The 25,343-nt window shown below is 67.6% G+C and carries 23 protein-coding genes; 16 read left to right on the top strand and 7 right to left on the bottom strand.

What is annotated here, in order from left to right:
- Nucleotides 1-2: 2 nt before the first annotated feature.
- Entirely contained in the window at nt 3-806 is an 804-nt protein-coding gene (locus EF294_RS09530; protein WP_246007772.1) for a class I SAM-dependent methyltransferase, read from the bottom strand.
- 140 nt (nt 807-946) lie between these two features.
- On the opposite strand from EF294_RS09530, the gene EF294_RS09525 reads away from it, so the two are divergent.
- The 7 genes from EF294_RS09525 (at nt 947) to EF294_RS09495 (ending at nt 8,531) form a co-directional block, all read left to right on the top strand.
- Nucleotides 947-1,732 carry an electron transfer flavoprotein subunit beta/FixA family protein gene (locus tag EF294_RS09525; protein ID WP_123928721.1) on the top strand — a complete coding sequence of 262 codons (786 nt, stop codon included), beginning with the start codon at nt 947-949 and terminating at the stop codon, nt 1,730-1,732.
- Nucleotides 1,733-1,832: 100 nt separating this feature from the next.
- Entirely contained in the window at nt 1,833-2,789 is a 957-nt protein-coding gene (locus EF294_RS09520) for an electron transfer flavoprotein subunit alpha/FixB family protein (protein WP_123928718.1), read from the top strand.
- A 100-nt stretch (nt 2,790-2,889) separates the two neighbouring features.
- Nucleotides 2,890-3,807, top strand: coding sequence for a GNAT family N-acetyltransferase (locus EF294_RS09515; protein WP_123928715.1), 918 nt, complete (start codon nt 2,890-2,892; stop codon nt 3,805-3,807).
- The gene (locus EF294_RS09510) at nt 3,804-4,877 is read left to right on the top strand and encodes a lysophospholipid acyltransferase family protein (RefSeq protein WP_123928712.1); all 1,074 of its coding nucleotides are present in this window, start codon (nt 3,804-3,806) and stop codon (nt 4,875-4,877) included. Before EF294_RS09515 ends, EF294_RS09510 begins: the two co-directional genes overlap by 4 nt.
- 285 nt (nt 4,878-5,162) lie before the next feature.
- Complete coding sequence (locus EF294_RS09505; RefSeq protein WP_123928709.1) at nt 5,163-6,368, top strand: cysteine desulfurase family protein; 1,206 nt, start codon at nt 5,163-5,165, stop codon at nt 6,366-6,368.
- Nucleotides 6,368-7,507, top strand: a complete 1,140-nt coding sequence (gene mnmA, locus EF294_RS09500) for a tRNA 2-thiouridine(34) synthase MnmA (protein WP_185091015.1) — start codon at nt 6,368-6,370, stop codon at nt 7,505-7,507. Before EF294_RS09505 ends, mnmA begins: the two co-directional genes overlap by 1 nt.
- A 4-nt stretch (nt 7,508-7,511) precedes the next feature.
- Nucleotides 7,512-8,531, top strand: coding sequence for a uroporphyrinogen decarboxylase/cobalamine-independent methonine synthase family protein (locus EF294_RS09495; RefSeq protein ID WP_123928703.1), 1,020 nt, complete (start codon nt 7,512-7,514; stop codon nt 8,529-8,531).
- A gap of 591 nt (nt 8,532-9,122) precedes the next feature.
- Here the strand turns inward: EF294_RS09495 and EF294_RS09485 are convergent.
- Nucleotides 9,123-9,515 (bottom strand): MmcQ/YjbR family DNA-binding protein, encoded by a 393-nt coding sequence (locus EF294_RS09485; RefSeq protein WP_123928699.1) that lies wholly within the window; start codon nt 9,513-9,515, stop codon nt 9,123-9,125.
- 257 nt (nt 9,516-9,772) lie between these two features.
- Between EF294_RS09485 and ligA the strand changes: the two genes are divergently transcribed.
- Nucleotides 9,773-11,854 (top strand): NAD-dependent DNA ligase LigA, encoded by a 2,082-nt coding sequence (gene ligA / locus EF294_RS09480; RefSeq protein WP_123928696.1) that lies wholly within the window; start codon nt 9,773-9,775, stop codon nt 11,852-11,854.
- 352 nt (nt 11,855-12,206) lie between these two features.
- On the opposite strand, the gene EF294_RS09475 is transcribed toward ligA, so the two are convergent.
- Nucleotides 12,207-12,875 carry an ACT domain-containing protein gene (locus EF294_RS09475; protein ID WP_123928694.1) on the bottom strand — a complete coding sequence of 223 codons (669 nt, stop codon included), beginning with the start codon at nt 12,873-12,875 and terminating at the stop codon, nt 12,207-12,209.
- 339 nt (nt 12,876-13,214) lie between these two features.
- On the opposite strand from EF294_RS09475, the gene EF294_RS22020 reads away from it, so the two are divergent.
- From EF294_RS22020 to gatA, 3 genes are all read left to right on the top strand, one after another.
- On the top strand, nt 13,215-13,514 hold the full coding sequence (locus EF294_RS22020; protein WP_246007771.1) for a putative antibiotic biosynthesis monooxygenase: 300 nt from the start codon (nt 13,215-13,217) through the stop codon (nt 13,512-13,514).
- Between the two features lie 107 nt (nt 13,515-13,621).
- Nucleotides 13,622-13,981 (top strand): Asp-tRNA(Asn)/Glu-tRNA(Gln) amidotransferase subunit GatC, encoded by a 360-nt coding sequence (gene gatC, locus EF294_RS09465; protein WP_123928691.1) that lies wholly within the window; start codon nt 13,622-13,624, stop codon nt 13,979-13,981.
- A 17-nt stretch (nt 13,982-13,998) separates the two neighbouring features.
- Nucleotides 13,999-15,471 (top strand): Asp-tRNA(Asn)/Glu-tRNA(Gln) amidotransferase subunit GatA, encoded by a 1,473-nt coding sequence (gatA, locus tag EF294_RS09460; RefSeq protein WP_185091021.1) that lies wholly within the window; start codon nt 13,999-14,001, stop codon nt 15,469-15,471.
- 12 nt (nt 15,472-15,483) lie between these two features.
- On the opposite strand, the gene EF294_RS09455 is transcribed toward gatA, so the two are convergent.
- The gene (locus EF294_RS09455; RefSeq protein WP_123928685.1) at nt 15,484-16,686 is read right to left on the bottom strand and encodes an alpha/beta-hydrolase family protein; all 1,203 of its coding nucleotides are present in this window, start codon (nt 16,684-16,686) and stop codon (nt 15,484-15,486) included.
- The gene (locus EF294_RS09450) at nt 16,683-17,309 is read right to left on the bottom strand and encodes a phospholipase (RefSeq protein ID WP_246007770.1); all 627 of its coding nucleotides are present in this window, start codon (nt 17,307-17,309) and stop codon (nt 16,683-16,685) included. The genes EF294_RS09455 and EF294_RS09450 overlap by 4 nt, the downstream gene beginning before the upstream one ends.
- A gap of 177 nt (nt 17,310-17,486) precedes the next feature.
- Between EF294_RS09450 and EF294_RS09445 the strand changes: the two genes are divergently transcribed.
- The 3 genes from EF294_RS09445 (at nt 17,487) to EF294_RS09435 (ending at nt 20,654) form a co-directional block, all read left to right on the top strand.
- On the top strand, nt 17,487-18,794 hold the full coding sequence (locus EF294_RS09445; protein ID WP_123928682.1) for a sensor histidine kinase: 1,308 nt from the start codon (nt 17,487-17,489) through the stop codon (nt 18,792-18,794).
- 10 nt (nt 18,795-18,804) lie between these two features.
- The gene (locus tag EF294_RS09440; protein ID WP_123928679.1) at nt 18,805-19,488 is read left to right on the top strand and encodes a LuxR C-terminal-related transcriptional regulator; all 684 of its coding nucleotides are present in this window, start codon (nt 18,805-18,807) and stop codon (nt 19,486-19,488) included.
- A gap of 131 nt (nt 19,489-19,619) precedes the next feature.
- Entirely contained in the window at nt 19,620-20,654 is a 1,035-nt protein-coding gene (locus EF294_RS09435; RefSeq protein WP_123928676.1) for a 6-phosphofructokinase, read from the top strand.
- Nucleotides 20,655-20,667: 13 nt separating this feature from the next.
- On the opposite strand, the gene EF294_RS09430 is transcribed toward EF294_RS09435, so the two are convergent.
- Nucleotides 20,668-20,895 (bottom strand): PspC domain-containing protein, encoded by a 228-nt coding sequence (locus EF294_RS09430; protein ID WP_123928673.1) that lies wholly within the window; start codon nt 20,893-20,895, stop codon nt 20,668-20,670.
- Nucleotides 20,896-21,023: 128 nt separating this feature from the next.
- Between EF294_RS09430 and gatB the strand changes: the two genes are divergently transcribed.
- Complete coding sequence (gatB, locus tag EF294_RS09425; RefSeq protein ID WP_123928671.1) at nt 21,024-22,526, top strand: Asp-tRNA(Asn)/Glu-tRNA(Gln) amidotransferase subunit GatB; 1,503 nt, start codon at nt 21,024-21,026, stop codon at nt 22,524-22,526.
- A gap of 84 nt (nt 22,527-22,610) precedes the next feature.
- On the opposite strand, the gene EF294_RS09420 is transcribed toward gatB, so the two are convergent.
- Nucleotides 22,611-23,723: a PQQ-dependent sugar dehydrogenase gene (locus EF294_RS09420; protein WP_123928668.1), complete on the bottom strand. Its 1,113-nt coding sequence runs from the start codon at nt 23,721-23,723 to the stop codon at nt 22,611-22,613.
- A gap of 168 nt (nt 23,724-23,891) precedes the next feature.
- On the opposite strand from EF294_RS09420, the gene EF294_RS09415 reads away from it, so the two are divergent.
- On the top strand, nt 23,892-25,283 hold the full coding sequence (locus EF294_RS09415; RefSeq protein WP_123928665.1) for a DoxX family protein: 1,392 nt from the start codon (nt 23,892-23,894) through the stop codon (nt 25,281-25,283).
- Nucleotides 25,284-25,343 lie beyond the last annotated feature (60 nt).

The following is a 25,343-nucleotide window of genomic DNA, read 5'->3' as shown; positions in this document are numbered from 1 at the left end:
CGCTAGGGCCGCATCGCGATCGCGAGCAGATCCAGACTGGCGTCGATCCCGGCGTCGTCTGCGTCACGGATGTCGAAGTCCTCCGCGCCGATCCTGGCGACGTCAGCGATCAGGTCCTCGGGCCAGGGTTGGCCGGCGAGGGCACGTTCGATCTGTGCGTCGATGAGCGAACCGCCCCACTTGCGATCGAGACCCGCGAGCCGTTCGCCGTGATGGACGCCGAGCATCGAGGTGAGGGTGAAACCGGCGTCGGCGAGTAATCCGCTCAATTCGGCGGCGTTGAGTTCGCGGGTGTGGAACGGGTTGAGGGGGGTGTCGCGGCCCGGGGAGAAGGTGATCCGGTTGGGAGTGGAGATGAGCAGTTCGCCGCCTGGTCGCAGGACACGCGCGCATTCGGTGAGGAAGGCCGGCTGATCCCACAGGTGTTCGATCACCTGGAAGTTGACCACCACGTCCACCGACCCGTCGGGCAGGGGTAGGTCGATCAGATTTCCCTGCCGGACCTCCACCTGCCGATACCGACGACGCGTGTGGGCGACGGCCGACTCGTCGTAGTCCACGCAGGTGACCCGCGCGCCGGCGTCTGCGAGCATTGCCGCACCGTACCCCTCTCCGGAGCCGGCCTCGAGGACCCGGCGCCCGGCACACCTACCGACGATGTGGGCATAGGCGACCTCGTGACGACGGAACCAGTAGTTCTCCGCGGGAATACCGGGGACCGTGCGCTCCCCGGTGAGGGCTAGCTGTTCGTCCGATGTCAGGGTCCGCGGCGTGCCGGGTGGCACATCCCGGTGTACGTCGGTCATCCGCACGACAATAGTCCCCCGTCCATTTTGTGAGCTAGTCGATGTTCTGCCCGATAATAGGACGGGCTAAAGTGGGGAAGACCGATGGCCTTACCCGCCGGTAAGTTGCCAAACCCGACGCAGGAGGTCGACGAAGACCCATGACAAATATTGTCGTTCTTATCAAGCAGGTCCCTGACACCTGGTCCGAGCGCAAGCTCTCTGACGGCGATTACACCCTCGATCGTGAGGCCGCCGATGCGGTACTCGATGAGATCAATGAGCGTGCGGTCGAAGAAGCGCTGCAGATCAAGGAAGCCAACGGCGGCGAGGTGACGGTGCTGACGGCCGGTCCGGAGCGGGCGACCGAGGCGATCCGCAAGGCGCTGTCGATGGGTGCTGACAAAGCCATACACATCAAAGACGACGCCTTGCACGGCTCGGATGCGGTGCAGACCGCCTACGTGCTCGCCCGTGCGTTGGGCACCGTTGAGGGTGTCGAACTCGTCATCGCCGGCAACGAGGCCACCGATGGTCGCGTAGGCGCGATCCCGGCCATGATCGCCGAGTACCTCGAGCTCCCGCACCTGACGCATCTGCGCAAGCTCACGCTGGAGGGCGAGACCCTGACCGGCGAGCGCGAGACCGACGACGGCATTTATCACATCACCGCTGATCTGCCGGCGATCGTCAGCGTCAACGAGAAGATCAACGAGCCGCGTTTCCCCTCCTTCAAGGGCATTATGGCCGCAAAGAAGAAAGAGGTCCAGGTCGTCGGACTGGCCGAGATCGACGTCGAGGCCGACGAGGTAGGTCGGGCCAACGCGGGCTCAGAGGTCACCAACTCCACCCCGAAGCCGCCGAAGACCGCGGGTGAGCGGGTCGCCGACGAGGGCGACGGTGGCGTGAAGGTGGCCGAGTACCTGGTCGCGCAGAAGATCATCTAGCACCGGCCGCAGACCACCACCCGTGCCCGCGAACTTGCTCACCGGCCTGAACCGGTAGCGAATTTCGCAGGGTCCCACATACATCCAGGAGTAAACGAAAATGGCAGAAGTTCTCGTTCTGGTCGAGCAGGACGCCGAGGGCGCCCTGAAGAAGGTGACCAGCGAACTCATCACCGCCGCCCGCGCATTGGGTGCTCCGTCGGCCGTCGTGGTCGGCGCGCCCGGCAAGGCCGACGGTATCATCGACGGCCTCAAAGAAGCCGGTGCGGAGAAGGTCTACGTCGCCGAGTCCGAGGACGCCGCGACCTACCTGATCAGCCCGCAGGTCGACGTGCTCGCCTCGATCGCCGAGTCGGCGTCGCCGGCCGGCATCCTCGTGGCGGCCACCGCCGACGGCAAGGAAATCGCCGGACGCCTGGCCGTGCGGTTGGGATCGGGCGTGCTCGCCGACGTCATCGACGTCAAGGAGGGCGGTATCGGTATTCACTCGATCTTCGGTGGCGCGTTCACCGTCGAGGCCCAGGCCAAGGGCGATGTGCCGGTGTTCTCGGTCCGTCCGGGTGGTGTCGAGGCGGCTCCGCAGGCCGGTGCCGGCGAGCGCGTCGACGTCGAGGTTCCCGCGCAGGCGGAGAACGCTGTGAAGATCACCAAGGTCGAGGCCAACGTCGGTGGCGATCGTCCGGAACTGACCGAGGCCTCGATCGTGGTCTCCGGTGGCCGCGGTGTCGGCAGTGCCGACAAGTTCTCGGTGGTCGAGGAACTCGCCGACTCGCTCGGTGCTGCTGTGGGTGCCTCGCGTGCCGCCGTCGACTCCGGCTACTACCCGGGTCAGTTCCAGGTCGGTCAGACCGGTAAGACAGTCTCGCCTCAGCTCTACGTTGCCCTGGGTATCTCCGGTGCCATCCAGCATCGTGCGGGCATGCAGACCTCGAAGACCATCGTCGCGGTCAACAAGGACGAAGAGGCCCCGATCTTCGAGATCTCGGACTTCGGCATCGTCGGCGACCTGTTCAACGTCGCCCCGCAGCTGACCGAAGAGGTCAAGAAGCGCAAGTAGTCGCCTCCTGCGTCACCGACAGCGCCCCCGGGATGTCCGATCTCCCGGGGGCGCTGTCGGTGTTTGCGTAGAGTTCACGCTACTGTCGGCCACGCTGGACGTGTTCACCCGACCAGCACCGACACGACGACCAGCCGTCGCACTCACGATGCCCGGTCTGGCTTTCATCTCAGGTATGACATCTGGACCTGTTACCGCTGCGACCTGCACCGACCGTGGCTTGTCCCGCCGTACCCTGGTGCACGCGGGGCCGTTGCGGATCGTGCTCACCGACGACCCGGCCGACATCGCGGCCGCCCAGCGCTTCCGGTTCGAGGTCTTCGCCGCTGAACCGGGATTCTCCGATGACATCGGCGACGCCGAATCCCGCCTCGACGCAGACCACTTCGACGACCACTGTGAACATCTGCTGGCCCGGCACGCCGAACACGGCATCATCGGCTGCGCCCGGTTATTGCCGCCGCCGCGCGCCATTGCCGCCGGCGGCTGGTACAGCTCCACCGAGTTCGACCTGACCGCACTGGACGAGATCGCCTCGATGACCGTTGAGATGGGCCGCGCCTGCGTGGCGACCGGACACCGGGACGGGTCGGTCACCGCGTTGATGTGGGCGTCGATCCTGCGCTACCTGCAGGAGTCGGGCTACCGATATCTGATGGGGTCGGTGTCAATGCCGCTCGGCGGTCCGGACGTCGATGGTGCGGCTCGAGGTAGCGCGCTGCGCGGCGCGAGGGACGAACTCAACCAGCGTTACCGCGCGCGGTGGCGGGTGCTCCCGCACGAGAGTCCACGGGTCGACGGCGTGGCGCTCGACGCTATCCCTGCGCCGGATAGGGTCGTGCTTCCACCGCTGATGCGCGCCTACCTGCGTCTCGGTGCGCGGGTGTGCGGCGACCCGGCGGTCGACCCGGCTTTCGACGTCGGTGATTTCCCGACGGTGCTGGATCTCGACTGTGCCAACCTTCGCTATCTCGACCGGCTCCGCGACACTGTCGTTCGGCTCGGCGGCGCGGCGTGACCGCGGCGGTCGGCGTTCGGGCCACGTTTGAGGACCCGCGGACAGAACCGGGTACCGCGGAGTCCCACCCCGCCGCTTCGCCCGAACTCGACCAGTCCGCCGGACTGGTGAGCACCCCGGCGCATACCGAGGTCGAGGTGAAACACGCGTGGTATCCGACGAGCCCCTGCGGGTCGCACTGTCTTGACGACGCCGGGCCGCGGGTCGGGCGGATCGTGGTGGCCCTGCGGATCGCGCGTCTGGTGGCCACGGCCGTGATGATCGGACTCGTGGGGCTGATGGCCACGGTGACACCCCGGCTGGTGCGCCGCGCCTACCTGCGGTGGGCGGCGCGAGAGCTGCTGCGCGCCATTGGAATACGTGTCACCATCGACGATCGCCGACCGTTTCCATCGCGCGCCCGCGGACTGATCGTTGCCAACCACATCTCGTATCTGGACATCCTGGCGATCGCGGTGGTGCAGCCAGCACACTTCGTCGCCAAGTCCGAGGTCGCCGCGATGCCTGGGATCTCGACGCTCGCGCGGCGTTTGGGCGTCATCTCTATCGACCGCGGTTCGCTGCGGACGCTGCCGACGGTGATCTCCGAGGCCGTCGCCGGGCTCGAACGGGATTCGTCGGTGGCGGTCTTCCCGGAGGGCACCACATGGTGCGGCCGCGCGCAGGGCGGGTTCCGGCCGGCCTTTTTCCAATCGGCCCTCGATGCGGGGGTTCCGATCCTGCCCATCGGTATCGCCTTCAGCGCCGCCGGAATCCCCACGGCCGAACCGGGTTTCATCGGCGACGACGGGCCGGCGGACACCCTTGCCCGGGTGCTGCGGATGCGGGCCGTCGCGGTCGAGGTCAGTCTCTACGAACCTCAGCTGCCCGTGGGCGATCGACGGACGATGGCCGCGCGCTGTGAACAGCTGATCGGATCGGCGTCGCGAAGTGACGAGGCGTCTATCCGGCATCAGGGATCAACCAACACATATGAGGTCTTAACGGCTGTGCGTGGTCTGACACTGCTGTCTCCCGGGCCGGAAGGGGCCGCTGCAGCATCGGCACGCTGTCATCCTCGACGAAGCTGACCAAGAGACTCGGAAAGAACGTGCCGAGGCAATGACACCGAGCGCGATGCTCGCGGCGTCCGCCGATGCTGTGCGCACGGTGTATGACGAGGACACCTTCGCCTGGCTTTACCGCGCTTTCGGCCTGCCACGATCTTCACCATGTTCTCCACATCGGGGAGGTGCTGAGCGTCTCGGGGTATCCGCGCGAGGGGACGCGGCGCGTTGAGAATCTCGGGTCGTCGAGAATATCGGGCCGATGTGGAATTGGTGGGGCCCCCGCGCGCGTCTATCCTTGGCAATGACATGTCCACGCCCACCCGAGCCCCCGTCTACCTCGATCACGCCGCCTCGACCTTGATGCTGCCCGAGGCCATCGAGGCGATGAACGCCGTCTACGCCCAGCCCGGCAACGCCTCGTCGCTGCACGGGGCTGGTCGGTGGGCGCGGCGTCTGCTCGAGGAGGCCAGGGAGACGATCGCGGCCTCGCTCGGTGCGCGGCCGTCGGAGGTGATCTTTACCAGCGGGGGTACCGAGGCAGACAACCTTGCGGTCAAGGGAATCTACTGGGCGCGACGTCAGACCGATGACCGACGCCGTCGGGTCGTCATCTCGTCCATCGAGCACCACGCGATCGTCGACTCGGCGCAATGGCTGGCCACGCAGGGCGCCGAACTGGTCGTCTTGCCAGTCGACGACGCAGGGTTCGTCTCGCCTGCCGCATTGCGCGCCGAACTCGCCGCGCACGCTGACGAGACCGCCCTGGTGTCGATCATGTGGGCCAACAACGAGGTCGGGACGATCGAACCGATCGCCGAGCTGGTCGCGATCGCCACCGAGTTCGGCATCCCCATGCACTCCGACGCGGTGCAGGCCGTCGGGCACATCCCCGTCGACTTCGGGGCGAGTGGGTTGTCGGCTTTGAGTGTGGCCGCCCACAAATTCGGCGGTCCGCAGGGTGTCGGCGCACTACTACTCGGCCGCGACGTGGCGTGTGTGCCGCTGGCCCACGGCGGAGGCCACGAGCGCGATGTCCGCTCGGGCACACAGTCGGTCGCTGCGGCCGTCGGAATGGCAACTGCCCTGCGGATCGCCACCGCCGAGCTACCCGAATCGATGGTCGCGGTCGCCGCACTGCGCGACGAATTGTTCGCCACCATCCTCGACATTCCCGGCACGTTCGCCAACGGACCGCGCGACGAGCGTCGGCTTCCGGGTAACGTCCACGTGTCCTTCGAAGGATGCGAAGGGGATTCGATGCTGATGCTGCTCGACGCCAACGGCGTCGAGTGCTCGACCGGTTCGGCGTGTACGGCGGGCGTCGCGCAGGCCAGCCACGTCCTGTTGGCAATGGGTCTGAACATGGCCGAGGCCCGCGGCTCCCTGCGGTTCTCGTTGGCCCCGAGCACGACCCGTTCGGACATCGAGACCGTCGCCGACATCATCGGCGAGGTGGTCGAGCGTGCCCGCGTTGCCGGACTGGTGTCGGCGCCCGGCGGACGGACACAGTGATGCGAGTCCTGGCAGCCATGAGCGGAGGCGTCGACTCGGCGGTTGCCGCCGCGCGTGCCGTCGACGCCGGTCACGACGTCGTCGGCGTGCATCTTGCGCTGTCGACCGCTCCGGGCGCCCTGCGCACCGGCTCGCGGGGGTGCTGTTCACGTGAAGACGCCGACGATGCCCGCCGCGCCGCCGACGTCCTGGGAATCCCGTTCTACGTGTGGGACTTCGCCGATCGCTTCAAGGACGACGTCATCGACGAGTTCGTCGCCGCCTACGCCGCGGGTCAGACCCCGAATCCGTGCCTGACCTGCAACGAGAAGATCAAATTCGCGGCGCTGGCCGACAAGGCGATGGCCCTGGGCTTCGACGCGCTGGCCACCGGCCACTACGCGCGCCTGTCCGGAGGACAGCTGCGTCGGGCCGTCGATCCGGACAAGGACCAGTCCTACGTCCTGGCTGTGCTCACCCGGGACCAGCTCGACCGTGCGATGTTCCCGGTCGGCGACACGCCCAAACCCGCGATCCGTGCCGAGGCCGCGCGACGGGGATTGTCGGTGGCCGCCAAGCCGGATTCGCATGACATCTGCTTCATCCCCACCGGGGACACCCGTGCTTTTCTCGGCGCACGCATCGGCGTGCGGCCGGGTGCGGTCGTCGACGCCGGGACCGGTGAGCGGTTGGCCGATCACGACGGGGTGCACGGCTTCACGATCGGCCAACGCAAGGGACTCGGTATCGAGGCGCCCGCAGTCGACGGTCGTCCGCGCTATGTCACCGACATCGATCCCGAGACCGGCACGGTCGCCGTGGGCTCCGAGGAGCATCTGCAGGTGCATTCGATACGTACCCGCAACGCGGTGTGGACCTCCGGAGATGCGCCCGAGGGCCCCGTCGAGGTGATCGTTCAGGTGCGCGCGCACGGCGGGCTGGCTCCCGCGGTGGCCACCCCGGTTGAGGGCCCCGACGGTCCCTGCATCGAGATCGCGCTGGGCGAGCCGTTGACCGGTGTCGCGCGTGGGCAGGCCGCGGTGCTGTATCTCCCCGATCCCGACTACGGTGATCTCGTACTCGGTTCGGGCCGAATCGCTTCCACGTCGTCGCGCCCGGGATCTGCGGCCCGACCGGTGTCGGCGTCGCTCGCCGAGTAGACCGATGACCGATCTGCCCACCGGGGTGGGAACGGGTGTCGGTTCGATGCCGGGCACCGATCCGCGCGAGGCGGCGAGGATCATCAACGGCGAACTCGACTTCGCCCATCTCGCCGAGTTGCCGGCTCGCGGAATCGGTGCGGACATGATCGGGCGGATGGCCGCGGTGCTCGTCGACCTCCCGATTGACTCGGCCACCTGGGGTTACCGGCTCGGCGCCCGTGGCTCCTCGGTGGCGCGACGTGCCCGTGGGTTCCTCGCCGCGGATCTCGACGCGATCGAGGAGATCTGGGATGCTGCCGGTTTCATCGGCACCGGACGGCCGGTGAAGGTCGCGGTCGCCGGGCCGTTCACGTTGGCCGCCTCCATCGAACTCGTCAACGGGCACAAAGCCATTCGCGATCGGGGTGCGCTGCGCGATCTCGTCGAGTCCGGTGCCGAGGGGCTCGCCGGGTTGGTCGGCGAGATCCGTCGCCGGCTGGGTGCCTCGGTGATCGTGCAGCTCGACGAGCCGATGGTGGGGACCGTGATCGACGGTCGGGTGCCGCCACTGACCCGGCTCGACGTCATCCCGCCGGTCCCGGTCGCCGACGTCGCCGAGGCCTTGCGCTCGGTGCGTGAGCGCCTCGACGTACCGGTGATCGTGCACAACTGCGGCGCGCCGAGATGGGATCTCGTGCACGCACTCCCGGATGTGGCGTACAGCATCGACGTCACGGGCATCGGATCTGCGGACACCGCGGCACTCGATGGGATCGGCGGCCTGATCGACCGCGGCGATGTTCTCGTCGCCGGGGTCCTGCCGGGCGGCCACGCAGACTCCGCCATCCATGCCGAGACGGTCGCGACCACCCTCGCCGAGTTGGTCGACCGCATCGGCCTGGGCCGAAAAGTGCTGTCGGACAACGTGATCGTCACCCCGACATGTGGGCTGGCCGGAGCGTCCCCGGACTGGGCGCGCACCGCGCTGAGCATCTGCGCACGCGCCGGGGAGTTGCTGTCCGCTGATCCCGACGCGCTGTGAGGTGCTCGCCTCAGTCGACTTCTTTGATGCTGGCCAGCTCACTTGCCGAACTGCACGCTGCTGCATACCGGACCGAACGCGGTCCGCACGATGATCGCGATCAGGACTGGGACGGACGATTCCGGTGGGCGCATGACGGGGGTTGCGTCCGATCGAGGGTGCCGGGCTGGGCGTGTCCTGATGGGAGCTTCGTCCGGGACGCCATCGCAGGCGTTCGGCACCATGGACCGTGACGTAATCAGTGGTGGTCCTCGGCGTCGCTGGTGCATGCTGGTCGTGATGTGGCGCTGGCAGGTTACGAGAGCTCGATGGTGTCGGTGGGGATCGGCCGGTCTCCTCCGGTGTCGGCCTCGATGTCGCCGCGTACCCGCTGCCGGCCCCCGACACGCCGATCGACGCTGTGGTCTTACCGGGGGATCGGCCTCGTCGAGGCCCGGCATTGCGCCGAAACGATGACGTGGGAGTCGCGCCGCGGCACGCCGAGCGCGGTGGGTGGTCACCGTGTGCAGCGGGACCTTGCTGGCCGCTGAGATCGGTCTGCGCGATGGGCATCGCGCGCCGCCTTGGTAGTGGTGATAGTCGCCGGAGCGGTCACATGCATTCTCGGGCATCGAGTTTAGCGAGTGACCGCTTCGGGGCGATCTGGCGGTAGCTCGCGTCGAGTAACTCGGCGACCTCGATCCAGTCGGTGGCGTCGTCGAGAAGTATGCCGAGCCAACCTGCGGGTCCGAAATAGGCGGGGACGAAGAACCGCCGATCCTCGGCGAGTGCGGCACGCTCGGCCGGGTCGGCGAGGAACAACACCGAGCGCTCGTGGCGGATTCTCCCTTTCTCACCGCCGCCGTAGGTGCCGAACATCTTGCCGCACCGGAATGTTGGTCGGCCGTGCGCGACCGCCTCGGTGGAGTCGGGGAATGCGAGAGCCACTTCACGTACACGGATGAGGAAAGGGTCGGCATCGTCGAACATGATCGGATGGGGCATGGGTCGACTCCTCGAAGCGTGGACAACTCCGGTGGCGCTCGAGTCTCGTCGCTCACGCTCCTCGTGACACCTCGACCACCGAAGAGCAGGGACCGCCGGGCCACATGACCATCAGGAGGATGCACATCCCGATAGTCGAGGTGCCCAGGAGCACCAGCGACGAGGCCTCGAGGCCACGTCAGCAGCATCGTACGCTGCGTACCTGTCTGCCAGAACGCTCGAGGAGAACTGTCGGGGTGTTTCGATACTCTCGGTGGGTGGCAGAAGCAGATCAGGTGGCAAACGACGGCCCGTCCGCCGACGTCGGAGAACAGTGGTCGACATTGGCCGAGGAAATCCGCGAACATCAATTCCGGTACTACGTCAAAGACGCACCGATCATCTCCGACGGCGAGTTCGACCGGCTGTTGCGGCAACTGCAGGAACTCGAGGAGGCACATCCGGAGCTTGCCGCCGCCGACTCGCCGACCCAGCTTGTCGGAGGAGGCTTCTCCACCGCGTTCACGCCCGTCGACCATCTCGAGCGAATGTTGTCGCTGGACAACGTCTTCGACGCCGACGAGATGCGAGCGTGGGCCGCTCGGGTGGCCGACGAGGTGGGCACGGGAACCGAGTATCTGTGCGAGCTCAAGATCGACGGCGTCGCGCTGGCGTTGGTGTACCGCGACGGGGTGCTCGATCACGCAACCACGCGCGGTGACGGTCGCACCGGCGAAGACGTCACCCTCAACGCGCGCACCATCACCGATGTCCCGCAACGACTGACCGCCTCCGACGAGTACCCGATACCGCACGTTCTCGAAGTACGCGGTGAGGTCTTCTTCCGAGTGGAGGACTTCGAGACCCTCAACGCCTCGTTGGTGGCCGACGGCAAGCAGCCGTTCGCGAATCCGCGCAATTCCGCAGCGGGGTCGTTGCGACAGAAGAATCCTCAGATCACTGCGCGACGTCGGCTGCGGATGATCTGCCACGGCATCGGCCACACCGAAGGGTGGCGCCCGGGATCACTGCATGACGCTTATCTCGCGCTCGGTGCCTGGGGTCTGCCGGTGTCCTCGCACACCACCAAGCTCGTTGGCGCAGAGGCGATTCTCGACAAGATCGACTACTGGGGTGAGCACCGCCACGACGTCGAGCACGAGATCGACGGCATCGTCGTCAAAGTCGACGACGTCACCCTGCAACGCCGACTCGGTGCCACCTCGCGCGCGCCCCGCTGGGCTATCGCCTACAAGTACCCGCCCGAGGAGGTCACCACCGAACTCCTCGGAATCGAGGTCAACGTCGGACGCACTGGTCGGGTCACCCCGTTCGCAGTGCTCGCGCCGGTGCTCGTCGCCGGATCGACGGTGGCGCGGGCCACCCTGCACAACGGGTCGGAGGTCAAGCGCAAGGGCGTTCTCATCGGCGACACGGTCACCATCCGTAAGGCCGGCGAAGTGATCCCCGAGGTCCTCGGTCCCGTGGTTGACTTGCGTGACGGCAGTGAGTACGCCTTCGAGATGCCCGACACATGCCCTGAGTGCAGTTCGGTGCTGCGGCCGGAGAAGGACAGCGACGCCGACATCCGTTGTCCCAACGCGCGGTCGTGCCCGGCGCAGCTGCGTGAGCGACTGTTTCACCTCGCCGGACGCAGCGCCTTCGACATCGAGGCCCTCGGGTACGAAGCGGCCGGCGCGCTGCTCGGTGCGGGGGTGATCACCGATGAGGGAGACCTGTTCTCGCTCAACGCAGATGATCTTGCCAAGACCGCATTGTTCACCACCAAGAAGGGCACATTGTCGGCGAACGGTACGCGCCTGCTGGCCAATCTCCACAAAGCGAAAGCGGTGCCTCTGTGGCGGGTGCTCGTCGGCCTGTCGATCCGCCACGTCGGCCCGCCCACCGCTCGTGCGCTGGCGACCGAATTCGGCTCCTTGCAGGCGATCGAGGAGGCCGACCCGCAACGACTGGCAGCCGTCGAGGGGGTCGGTCCCACGCTCGCGCAGAGCATTCACGACTGGTTCACCGTCGACTGGCATCGCTTGATCGTCGAGAAGTGGCGTGCAGCAGGCGTTTCCATGGAGGATGAGCGAGACGAGTCGATCCAGCGAACATTGGCGGGCAAGACGATCGTTGTCACCGGGTCGTTGCAGGATTTCTCGCGCGACGGCGCCAAGGAAGCGATCCTGGAACGCGGCGGTAAGGCATCGGGATCGGTGTCGAAGAAGACCGACTTCGTGGTGGTGGGGGATTCGCCCGGCGCCAAGGCCGACAAGGCCGAACAACTCGGGGTACCCATCCTCGACGAGGACGGCTTCAAACACCTCCTCGAGACGGGCGAGCCAGCGCCGCATTGAGATCGCGGTCCGGATATCGGAGACCGTGTGCGGCCCTCACAGTGCCTGGAGGGGAGACACTGCAGGCCCGGTGAACCACCTGGCCGGCACACGGTCGCCATGCGCCGGGCCCGCAGGCGCGGTCACCGACGCGGACGCCACCTGGACGCCACCGTGGTGTCCGCGAGCAGAATCCGATACCCATCGACGACACTTGGGCATTCCGGCTCGTAGCGTGGAGTCGTCGACTTTGAGAGGGGTGGTGCCAGACCCGCCGGGCGTCGAGGTGGCCGGCGGTCGTCGCAGTTACCTGGCCGGTCGGCAATCCGTCGGGTTGGTGCTCAGACGGAATGGTGTTCTCGGACACGGACGCTCAGGACTCCGCGCGCAACACGGTGGACACGATCCCCGCGAGATAACCGAGACGCGCGATCTCCGACGGCCGGAAGTCTGGTCCGCCGATGCGTCCCAACAGGATTGCCTTCGATCCATCACCGAGCGGGGCGGCCGCCAGCCGGGTGTCCATCTCCTGCCAACCTTGGGGTACCCAGTCGGCGTCGGAGTCGAGTCGGACAGCGCTCTGCAGCGGGAGCCAGTCCACGGTTGAAGCATGCGTCTCGGGCGCACCGGAGCTGCCGAACAACTGCAGCACACCGCCCGCGGCCCGGGTCAGCACCGTCGCCCACGACACCCGCAGCACGCGAGGCGCGTTGTCGACCAGTACCTGCAGCCGGTCGTCGAGTGCAGTGGCAACCTGATCGACCAATTCCAGCTCGCGATGGGTGTCGAGCACTCCGGAGTACGGGCGGATCGAGTCCACCCGGACCCCCTTGACCTTCTCTGCGGCGGTGATCAGCGTGTCCGGCAGTGAGCCGGGCGCCACCTCGACCACGAGGTCATCGACGGCATAGCCGTCCGCGCGCTCGACGACCTCGAGGGACAAGATATCGGCGCCGACCGAGCCGAGCTGGACGGCAAGTAGACCGAGACTTCCCGGCCGGTCGTGGAGGTACACCCGAAGCAGGTAGGACACGGCCGCCATTGTCGCACCGGCCCAGCGGGGCTGCCGAGGACGGGCGGCCGGTGCTTGGGTGCGGGCGCACGTGCGGCAGCATGCGAGCCACCTGTTCGTGACGATGATCACGCCAGGAGATCCTACGTCCATCTAATTACTTCCCGATGCGGCGGCGCTGCACGGTGACCGAACCGACGCCGGAATCGCGCCGGCACGAACCTCCCGATTTTCTCCGGGGTGGCTGGTTGCGGTCGCCACAACATCCCGTCGAGTACCCCGTCGTCTATCGGTTCGCCGACCGGCTGGCGCTCGACGACTGGGACCGAACTCCGGTTCGCCGCGCATGGCCGGCGCGAGGTGAGGGGCGTGGCGGTCGAATTCGCCACGCATCGACTCTCGGGTACCGGGGCATGGTTCGAACCGCAATCCCGTCTGACCCATGCGGTCCGCGTGTTCGGTGTGCCGCCGCCGCGCTGGACGCAAGCGATCACCAGCTGGCTGGGATACTTCCCGTTGTCGGTGTCGATCACTCATCTGGTGATTGCCCATCTCGGTGATCTGCCGTTGGTGCTCAAGACGTCGCTCGCCACGCCGAGCAGCACCCCGCTGATGGTGTCCATGCTTTTGCCGTGGATCACTGCCCGCCTGGCGCGATGGCCGCGCTGACCGTGGCCTAGGCTTGGTGGGGTCGCCGGTCGGCAACCGGCCGCAGCGACATCGGGTCCATGACGCATGGGGCCCGGCGAGATCCGGCACGGAAGGACACAATCGACATGGCAGGGGACTCAGAGTCCGCGAGCACGGGGTCTGCGGACTCCGGGTCCGCGTCCACCGGATCTGCGATCACCCGCGACGAGGTTGCGCATCTGGCCCGACTGTCGCGGCTGGCGCTGAGCGAGGACGAACTCGATGTCTATGCGCAGCAACTCGATTCGATTCTCGCCCATGTCGCGCAGGTGTCGGAGGTGGCCGCCGACGACGTGCCGCCGACCGCCCATCCGGCGGCGCTGGCCAATGTGCTGCGTCCCGATCTGGCCGTACCGGGGCTGACCACCGAGCAGGCGCTGTCCGGGGCGCCCGCCGTCGAGCAGGATCGTTTCGCGGTCCCGCAGATCCTGGGGGAGGAACAGTGAGCGCGCCGTCGACCCGTATGTCCACCGAGATCACCGGCCTCACCGCCGCGGAGCTGGGCGCCAAGATCGCCGCCGGCGAGGTCTCCTCGGTTGAGGTGACCTCGGCGCATCTCGATCGCATCGCCGAGATCGACGACCAGCTGGGCGCATTCCTGCATGTCAATGGTCCGCAAGCGCTGGTGGCGGCCAAGGCTGCCGACGAAGCCATCGCCGCGGGCGAGGCCAGCTCGCCACTGGCCGGTGTACCGATCGCCCTCAAGGACGTCTTCACCACCACCGATGCGCCGACCACCTGCGGGTCGAAGATCCTCGAAGGCTGGGTGCCCCCGTACGACGCGACCGTCACCGAACGACTGCGCTCGGCCGGGCTGCCAATCCTCGGCAAGACCAACATGGACGAGTTCGCGATGGGTAGTTCCACCGAGAACTCCGCCTACCAGGTGACGCGAAATCCCTGGGACGTCACCAGGATTCCCGGCGGCTCGGGCGGCGGTAGTGCTGCGGCACTCGCCTCGTTCCAGGCCCCGCTGGCCATCGGCACCGATACCGGTGGATCGATCCGCCAACCCGCTGCGGTCACCGCCACCGTCGGCGTCAAGCCGACCTACGGCACGGTCTCCCGGTACGGGCTCGTCGCGTGCGCCTCGTCGCTCGACCAGGGTGGCCCGTGTGCGCGCACCGTGCTCGACACCGCACTGCTCCACGAGATCATCGCCGGTCACGACCCGCGTGACTCCACGTCGATCGACGCCCCCGTCCCGGATGTGGTCGGCGCGGCGAAGGCCGGTGCGGCCGGCGATCTGAGCGGAGTGCGCGTGGGCGTCGTCCGTGAACTGCAGGGGGAGGGCTACCAGCCCGGGGTACTCGCCTCCTTCGAACAGGCCGTCGTCGAGCTGACCGCGCGCGGGGCGCAGGTCGTCGAGGTGTCGTGCCCGCACTTCACCTATGCGCTCGGTGCGTACTACCTGATCCTGCCCAGCGAGGTGTCGAGCAACCTCGCGCGCTTCGACGCCATGCGCTACGGACTCCGCGTCGGCGACGACGGCCACCACAGTGCCGAAGAGGTCATGGCCCTCACCCGGGAAGCCGGTTTCGGCCCGGAGGTCAAGCGTCGCATCATGATCGGGACCTACGCACTGTCCTCGGGCTACTACGACGCCTATTACGGCCAGGCGCAGAAGGTGCGGACCCTTATCGCCGCCGACTTCGACGCCGCTTTCGACAAGGTCGACGTCCTGGTCTCACCGACCACCCCGACCACCGCGTTCCGGATCGGCGAGAAGGTCGACGATCCGCTCGCGATGTATCTGTTCGACCTGGCGACGCTTCCGGTGAACCTCGCCGGTGTCGCGGCGATGTCGGTGCCGTCGGGTGTCTCGGCCGACGACGGGCTGCCCGTCGGGTTGCAGATTATGGCTCCGGCACTCGCCGACGACCGGCTTTACCGCGTGGGGGCGGCCTACGAAGCCGCCCGTGGACCGATCGCGTAGCTCTGCTCGGTATCACGGCAGCGCGCCCTGTTCGGGCCCGTAGCGGTGCCCGGTCCCGACGGGGCCGTCGAGTGCACCGAGTAGGTCCACCGACGTCTGCACGAACGACACCACCGGCAGCCACGGCGGGCTGTGCATCCGCGCACCGACGATCCTGGTCTGCACTGGGCGTGTCGGTGGGCGCCACACCGCTGCCGTCGACCATCGGGTGACCGGGTCGGACGCGTTGGCGAACACGATGCGCGACGACCCGCCACCCCGCGGATCGACGGTGTCGGCGGGGACCCCGGCCAGCACCGTGCCCGCCACCGCACCGGGATGACTGGCCTGCGCCCACTCCCGCGCACGGTCGGCGCCGAGGGCGCCCAGGCTCTGTCCGTAGAGGTAGACCCGCGGTCGAGGGACGCCCGGTGGCAGTGACTCGCGGGCGTCGAGGACGTGGCGTAGCAGGGCCACGGTCGCCGTCGCGGCCGAGCCTCGGTCGGAGACGAAGACCCGCCAGGACGACGCCGATGCGTACGGCAACGACAAGAACTCCACATCGTCGTGCAGGCGTGCGCGAATCGCCGTCGTCGCCTGCGGGTCGACCCACCCCGATCCGGTGGGTACCGCGATCACCACCGCGCCACGGTGCACACCGCCCTCGCGAACCCACGAATCGGTGAGAAGGGTTGCCGCGCGGTCGATGTCGGCGGCCGTGGCAGTGGCATCGGTCGCGGCGGCTGCCGAGGTCGCGTGCATGGCAAACAGTACGACCGTGGCGAGCGCTGCGGTTGCCGCCATCGCAGCGCGGCGCCCGAACCATGCGACCGCGACGAATCCCGCACACCCGGCCGCGGTCAGCGCCGCAGGGTATGCCGACCCCACGCCTGCGATTCCGACATCACTGCGGAGAATGTTCTGCCACAGGGTGTTTGCGATTGACCCGGCCACCAGGACTGCGACCGCGAGAGCGTAGAGCGCCCATGAGATGATGAGCCGTTCGGGCCGTGCCGACCCGAGCGCACGACCCACCGCGGTCATCACCGCCACGCACACGCCATTCAGGACGGCTGCGGTGACGACATCTCGTGGCAACGAGCCCGGCCACAAGGCGACGAGCGCGCCGATGAGCCCGCCGAGCACGGTGAGCGAACCCGGTGGGGCGAGCCGGCCCAGTGCTCGTCGAACGAGCGCTCGTTGATGCGGTGTGACGGTGACGACGGCGGTGATCATCGCGTCACCCCGCTGTGGCCACCCATCTCGGCGATGACCCGAACGGCGGTCGACGCCGTAATCGTCGTCATCGACTCCGACGGTGCCGGCGGGCCGGAGTACTGCCGCCACGTGTTCAGGGCCAGGCCGGCGCAGCTGAGCTCGGCGGCGGCCGTACAGACGGGATCGTGGCACGCCGCGTGCATCCGCTCGATGAGCATGTGATCGAGGGCCGGTCGGGCCCACGGGCCCAGCGGGTGACCGGCGCGCTGCGCGTAGCGCAGCAGGTCATAGCCGAAATCGTGTGTGCGGCAGGCAGGTTCGAACCGATCGGGCAGGGGGATGGGCGATGAGCAGCCGCCGTCGGGGTTGGCCGGGTAGCCGCTGTCGAGCACTGGGCGATAACCCATGACGGCCGCGAAATCGGTGGGGAGAACACGCTGCACGCTCTCCGGATGGGGGCCGACGAGCGCGCGAACCGTCTGTTCGGCGGCGGTGGCGTCGGTCGGGGAGTAATCGAACACCGCCGATGCCCTTCCGGCAGCCATCACGTGCAACACCATCACGGTCAGGCCGATCAGAATCCACATCACCGGACGCAAGCAACGTCGCCGCAGTGTTCGTCGAGCATCGTCAGAAGTCATGTCGTTGACGCTAGGAACGACGTTCACGCGGGCACATCGCCCGCGCGAGCCGACCGGTGTCGGCTCCGCAGAGGGTGATGGTGGTCCGGTCTGGCTCTCGGGTAGCGTGCGAATTCCGCTCCGCAGTATGAGGACTTCGACCGATACGCCGCCTAGCGTGGAGGTCGAGGTGATCACATGATGGGACGGATGGTCCGAGCGGCACGCACCGCGGCCGTCAATGAACTGCGCGCGTTACCGGTGGTCGCGCACCCGGGTGTACGTGCCTGGGTCCGGTCTCCGGGCAACTGGTTCTTCGCGATCTTCGCGGGGGTGCTGTTCGCCGTTTCATGGCCGACAATGCCTCTGACACTGGATGTTCCGGCGTACGCCTGGCCGATCCTGGCGGCGGTGGTGGCATGGCCGGTAGCGTTGGCGTGGAGTGCGCCGATGCTGGGCTGGGCGATCTCGGTGATCGGGGTGCAGCTCATCGGGCTGTTCATCCCCGCGGCGCCGGGGTGGCCGTGGACGATCCAGGTCACCCACATCATCGCGTTCCTGATCCTGACGTTCATGGCGTACCTACGCTGCCCGTTGCGGTTGCTCGCGCCGGTGTGGATCTGTGCGTCGCTGGTGATGGCGTTCGCGGCACCGTCGGGCGCGCGGGTCGGCTGGGTGGTCGGGCTGACCTTCATGGTCGTCGTCGTGGCACTGTTGCGCGGGCTGCTCACCTCGCGCAGGCAACTCGCCGTGCGCACCGAGGAGACCAAGGTCGCCGAGTCGACCAGTGCGGTGCTGCAGGAACGTGCCCGGATCGCGCGAGACCTGCACGACGTTGTGGCACATCGCATGTCGATGGTCGTCGTGATGGCCCAGACCGCGCGGTACCGGCTGCCCGACGTCGACGACGTCTGCGCGGCCGAGTTCGAGGCGATCGCGCAGGCCGCGCGCACCTCACTCGACGAGGTGCGGCAATTGCTCGGCGTCCTTCGGGTGTCGGGAGCCGGTGACGTTGGGGAGGCGGCGCCCGCCCCGAGCCCCGGCCTCGCCGACATCGACGCGTTGATCAGCCAGACCCGTCGGGCAGGCGCGCGGATCGACTTCACCGACGAACTAGACCACCCGGTGTTCGCCGAGTCGTCGGCGCTGGTGATCTATCGCATCGTCCAGGAATGCCTGGCCAACGCGACGCGGCACGCGCCGGGCGGCGTCATCGAGGTGCGTCTGACCCCGGCCGTCGGCGAGCCGTACGCGGGCCCCGCCGCACAGGTCAGCGTCGTCAACACCGCCCCGACCGAACCTCCCCTGCACCTGTCCGGGGCCGGGGTGGGTATCGCGGGCATGGGCGACCGGGCGCGGGCGGTGGCCGGATCCCTGACCGCCACACCCACATCCGACGGCGGATTCGCGGTGCGCGCCCACATCCCCGCTTCGGCACGGACTCCGGTGATGTCGTCGCTCGCGGAGTCGCGTGGTGCGGTGCCGGGGCTCCCCGCCAACGGGTAGCGTTGCCGCCGTGCCGATCACGCTCGTCGTCGCCGATGACCAGGCGATGGTCCGTCAGGGATTCTCGGCCCTGCTCGCCGCGCAACCCGACCTGTCGGTGCTCGGTGAGGCCGCCGACGGCATTGAGGCCGTGGAGTTGTGTCGGCGGGTTCATCCCGATGTGGTCCTGATGGATGTGCGGATGCCGCGCCGCGACGGGTTGTGGGCGGCCGCACAGATTCTCGGTGCGCGCGGCGCCGACGAGGTGCAACTACCCGCCGACGGCGTCGCAGGCCGCACGAAGGTCCTGATGTTGACCACCTTCGACATCGACGACTATGTCTACGAGGCGTTGCGGATCGGTGCATCGGGTTTCTTGTTGAAGGACGCCCCCGCCGACGAACTCGTCCGGGCGGTTCGGGTGGTCGCCGCGGGCGAGGCGCTGCTGGCGCCGTCGATCACCCGCCGCCTCATCCGTGAGGTCACCGGGCGCCGGACCCGTCCGCGTTCGGATCGGGCGATCGAGGCGTTGACACCTCGAGAGCGTGAGGTGCTCGATCTCGTCGCCGACGGCAAGTCGAACCAGGAGATCGCCACCGACCTGTTCGTCGCCGAACAAACCGTGAAAACCCATGTGAGCAGCGTCCTGACCAAGTTGTCGTTGCGCGATCGCGCCCAGGCGGTCGTCTTCGCCTACGAGAACGGACTCAAGTGAGCACCCCGGGCCTTCCGCGCGGGCACCGACGGCGGGCGCGAGGGCGCTGTCGGCACTAGATTGTGTGCAGACGCGGGGTCGCGCGGAATTCCGGCGATCCCGGCTCCAACGGGCAGGAGGCTCACAGCGGTATGGCCAAGAGATTCGGGATTCTCACATCCGGCGGCGACTGCCCCGGACTGAACGCGGTGATCCGCGGCGCAGTACTCAAGGGTGAGACGGTCTACGGCCACGAGTTCGTCGGCTTCCGCGACGGCTGGTACGGCCTGGTCTACGGCGACATCATGGAACTCGACCGCTCGGTGGTGCGAGGCCTGTCCAACCAGGGCGGCACCATCCTCGGCACCAGCCGGTTCGGCCCGTACTCCGAACCCGACGGTGGCCCCGACGCCATCAAGAAGGTCCTCAAGAACCTCGGGATCGACGGTGTCATCGCTATCGGCGGTGAGGGCACCGCATCGGCGGCCAAACGTCTCTACACCGACGGCATCAACATCGTCGGCGTCCCCAAGACGATCGACAACGACATCAACGCCACCGACTACACGTTCGGTTTCGACACCGCGGTCAACATCGCCACCGAGGCAATCGACCGGCTGCGCACCACGGGCAATTCGCACAAACGCTGCATGGTGCTCGAGGTGATGGGACGCCACGCGGGCTGGATCGCCCTGCATTCGGGAATCGCCGGTGGCGCGCACGCGATCCTGATCCCGGAACAACCCGAGAGCATGAATCAGATCTGCGCATGGGTGACCAGCGTCAAGAATCGCGGTCGTGCGCCGATGGTCGTCGTCGCCGAGGGCTTCAAGCTGCCCGACATGGGAGAAGCCCATTCCACCAAGGGGCTCGACGGGTTCAACCGTCCACGCCTCGGCGGTATCGCCGATGTGTTGGCACCGATGATCGAGGAGCGCACCGGCATCGAGACCCGCGCGACCGTGCTCGGACACATCCAGCGAGGCGGTACGCCCACATCGTTCGACCGGGTGCTGGCCACTCGCATGGGCATGGCCACCGCCGACCTCGTCGCCGACAAGTACTGGGGTCACATGATCGCGCTACGCGGCACCGAGATGCACCGCATCACTTTCGACGAGGCGCTGGCCAACCCCAAGACGGTGCCGCTGGACCAGTATCAGGAGATCCGGGTCATCTTCGGCTGAGGTGCGGCCGGGTTCACGCCGGGTCGCGGGGGATCACGATCCACAGCAGCAGATACAGCAGCACCTGCGGACCGGGCAGCAGGATCGAGGCGACGAACGCCGCACGGACCAGGGACGCATCCCATCGGTAGCATGCGGCGATGCCGCCGCACACTCCGCCGAGCCAGGCGTCGCCGCGCGAGCGGGTGAGCCGCCGAGCGGCGGGAACCCGTGTGGTGTGCGGTGTCTGGGGAATGGTCATCGGGCGTCCTTTCGCCGGGGCATTTGACACCTGAAACGCTAGGAGTCGGCGGCGCCGATGGCATCGGGAACGTCCCTGCTTTCGTCCCCGAGATTTGTCCCGACCCGCGGCCGCATAAACTGGTGGCCATGACTGCCGCAGCTGCCGAATTGATGGACTACGACCAGGTCATCGACGAATTCGATCCGGTGATGGGACTCGAGGTCCACGTCGAACTCGGTACCACGACCAAGATGTTCTGCGGCTGCCCCACAGCGTTCGGGGCCGACCCCAATACCCAGGTGTGCCCGGTGTGCATCGGCCTTCCGGGCTCGCTCCCGGTGGTCAACGCCACCGCCATCGAATACGCGATCCGCATCGGCCTCGCACTGAACTGCTCGATCCGACCCTCGAGCGTGTTCGCCCGCAAGAATTACTTCTATCCCGATCAGCCGAAGAACTACCAGATCAGTCAGTACGACGAGCCGATCGCCTACGAAGGTCACCTCGACGTCGCACTCACCGACGGCACCACCTGGCGCGTGGAGATCGAGCGCGCACACATGGAGGAGGACACCGGCAAGTCGCTGCACATCGGTGGCGCCGGGCGCATCCACGGAGCCGATCACTCCCTGCTCGACTACAACCGGGCCGGGGTGCCACTCGTCGAGATCGTCACCAAACCCATCGTCGGTGCCGGCGCACGCGCGCCGGAGGTGGCCCGCGCCTATGTGACCGCGCTGCGAGATCTGCTGAAGTCGCTCGGGGTCTCCGATGTGCGGATGGATCAGGGGTCGCTGCGTTGCGACGCCAATGTGTCCCTGATGCGCAAGGGCGCAAGCGAATTCGGCACCCGCACCGAAACCAAGAACGTCAACTCGCTCAAGAGCGTCGAGACGGCGGTCACCTTCGAGATGCGCAGGCAGGCCGCGGTGCTCGCCGCCGGCGGACAGATCGTGCAGGAAACCCGCCACTACCACGAGACCGACGGCACCACCTCGTCCGGGCGACGCAAGGAGACCGCCGAGGACTACCGCTACTTCCCCGAGCCCGACCTGCCGCCGGTGCAGCCGTCCGCGGAGTGGATCGAGGAGATCCGCGCGACGCTGCCGGAGCTGCCGTGGGTGCGCCGTGCCCGTATCCAACTGGAGTGGGGCGTGTCCGATGAGGTCATGCGTGATCTGGTCAACGTCGGGGCGGTCGACCTGATCATCGCAACCGTCGACGCCGGCGCCGCACCGGAAGCCGCGCGTGGGTGGTGGGTATCGTTCTTGGCGCAGCAGGCCAACAGTCGTGGTGGTGACCTCGCCGATCTGCCGATCACTCCCGAGCAGGTCGCCGAGATCATCGGACTCGTCGACGAGGGCAAGCTGACCACCAAACTCGCCCAGCAGGTCGCCGTCGGGGTACTCGACGGCGAAGGCGAACCCGCACAGATCATCGCCGATCGCGGACTCGAGGTGGTGCGCGACGACTCGGCATTGCAGACGGCCATCGACGACGCACTGGCCGCCAACCCCGACATCGTCGAGAAAATCCGTGGGGGCAAGGTGAAAGCGGCTGGCAAGATCGTCGGCGATGTCATGAAAGCGACGCGCGGACAAGCAGATCCGGCGCGTGTGCAGGAACTCGTGCTGGCCGCCTGCCAGTAGGACGTTGTACGGCCATGCTGTGACGATGTCGCCGAACCGCGATTGGACGACTGACTGGCTACTGGCGTCAGAGGTAGTTCCAGCTCATTGAAGTCCTTCTCCAGGTATCGGAGCGAAGAAGATGACGCGCTCGTCGGTGGATACGGGTCGCCCAGCAGTGCGGTTGACTGTCGCGACCTGCAGCCGACCGTTGTCAGGCGTGACCGCGGTGATCCGGCCCAGCGCTCCGTAGCGTTTCTCCAGTACGACGGTCGGTGGAGTCAGGGTTGGGCGCTGCCGGGTGGGTTCGTTGATCGCTTCGATGCGTTGGGTTCGCGTCTCGGTGACGAAGATCTGCCCGCGGGTCGCGGCGCAGCCGGCGATCTGCGGTTTGTCGGGCCAGGACCACAGTACCGTCGTCGCCCCCGATTCCTCGACCGATTGCAGGCGGTCTTCGGTCGGACCCTGATCCGTCATATACAGACCACCGGAGCCGCTCGGGCACAACGCGACATTCGCACCGAGTCCCGAGGCCAGGACCTTCGGGCGGTCGGTCGACCCGGAGGACAGGTTGGTGACCGTAAGGAGTTTGCCGGCGAGCGATCCGGGATCGGCGGCGGCCGCTGGGTTGCCGGCGTTTCCGGTCGCCACCAGCAGCTCCGAGGGCGAGGCGAACAGCAGCGCGCCCATGTTTCCGGTGGCCCCCTTGGGGATTCCGGTCAAGATCGGTTTGGCGACGTCACCGGGGGCGAGGCGTACGACCCGATTGTCGGAGGGCGTGGTGATCAACGCGTAGATCAGCTGATCCTGCTGATACGTCGGGGAGAAGGCGAAGTCGATCAACCCTCCGTCGCCCGAACTGTCGACGTCGAAGGACGCCACGACTCGTTGTGGCCCATACCTTTTGGTGGTGATGATCTTGCCGGTCGTGCGTTCGGCGACGACGGTGACCGCGCCCTCGTCGTCGCCCGCACGCACCCCGCCGGTGGAGGCGAGGCACGTCGCGATGACGGCAGGGTCGGGATCGACGCAGGGTCCCGGCGGGGGAGGACTCTCCTGTCCGGGGTTCTCCGGTACCGACTGCGGAGGCTGGGTCGACTGCACTCCGAACGGCTCGTTATTCGGGCTGAACGGACCAGCAGCCTGATCACGATCCTGCTGCGAGAAATCCGCACAGGCGGCGATGGTCAGCAGCACTGCGAGGACACCGATCAGCACGGTCGTCAGGTGGCGACAGGCGGCGAGCGTCCGACGACGCCGGCCGGGCCCGGCCCCTCGTCGCTGCCTTCTCCGCCCCTCGTGCATGCCCACCACACTAGGCGATTGCCATCGGCCGACCGCGCGGCGATCGGCCGCCCCAGGGTCGGAAACCTCTAGCATCGGGCTGTGACCGATCGCGAACTTCCCGACGCGCCGGACAAGACGTTCCAGCCGCCGAGCCCCTACGACGAACCGACGGGAGCGTTTCGCCGACCCGAGAGCGCCACACCCGAGAGCGCCAGCCCGCTGATCAGCGACGCCGACCGCGACGCCTTCTATGCGCGCCACCATCGTCGACCGGGACGGTTGTCACGGGTGGATTCGTTCGACGACCTCGATCCAGGTGAGGTGGAGACCCGCCCGATCGGCATACCGCAGCAGCCTCCGCCGCGCCGCAATCCCGTGCCGATACCGCCCGAGATGGCTGCGAGTCCGGGAACCGTGGCGGACGCGGAGACGGCCGCCATCGAAAAATCGGTCACCGAAAAATCGGTCACCGAAAAATCGGTCACCAAAAAGTCGGCCAGCGAGAAGCCGGCCGGCGCGAGATCCACCACGCCGGAGGCCACCGAGAAGCTACCCGCCACGCCGATCCGGTCGGTGGAGGAGACATTCCCGGACCTGTCGCGCACACGTGCGCAGCAGGCGGAGACGCCCACGCGCGCACTCCTGCACGGTGAGGAGCCGTTGCCGACCACTCGGGCGCTCGGTGAGTATGAGAAGGCCGGGGACGGTCTCGACCGCGATGTCGCGACCGACGGCGAGAAACGGGCCGGTACCGACCGCGTCGAACAGCCCGAGACCGGCCATCGGCGGCGGGGTGCGTTCGGCCGGCGCGTCGCCCACGACCTCGATCCCGCCGACCTCGATCCCCACGACCTCGATCCCGCCGACCTCGATCCCGCCGACGATGCATCTACCGTCGAAGCGGCCCGTGCCGAACCGATCACCGTGACCGCCCCGCGCGGCACCCTCGATCTCGGCTTGCTCCTGCTGCGGTTGGCGGTCGGCATCGTCGCCGTCGCGCACGGTCTGTCCAAGCTGTTCGGGATCTGGGGTGGTCCAGGGTTGTCGGGATATCAGCAGATGCTCGCCAACAATCCCAACCCGACTATCGGGTTCCACGCCGACGTCACCCGGCCGCTGGCGATCGTCGGTACGTTTGCCGAGACGATCGGCGGCGCGATGGTCGTCCTGGGCCTGTTCACCCCGATCGGAGCGTGTGCGATCGTCTCGGTGATGCTCCTGGCCGCGGCCTACAAGACGACGCTGGCCGGAGGATTGGCGTTCTTCGCCGCAGCCGGTGGCATCGAATACGAGCTCGTCCTCGCGGTGGCGGCCGCCGCCCTCGTGCTGACCGGTCCGGGGCTCTACGCCTTCGACGCCGCCCGTGGCTGGGCGCGTCGGCCGTTCCTCGGGTCCGTCGCCTGGCTGATCGTGGGTATCGTCGCCGCGGTCGCGGTGTGGATGCTGTTCAACGGGACCAACCCGCTCAACTCGCCCGGCAATCCGCAGTAGCCGGCGCGCGACATCTTCGTCCCCGAGCATTCGGTTCTTCCTCGGGAGATCTCCCGAGGA

Source organism: Gordonia oryzae (genome assembly GCF_003797185.1).
In the GTDB taxonomy this organism is placed as follows: domain Bacteria; phylum Actinomycetota; class Actinomycetes; order Mycobacteriales; family Mycobacteriaceae; genus Gordonia; species Gordonia oryzae.
Note: the sequence above shows the minus strand (reverse complement) of the source record. Positions and strands in the feature narration are given on the sequence as shown.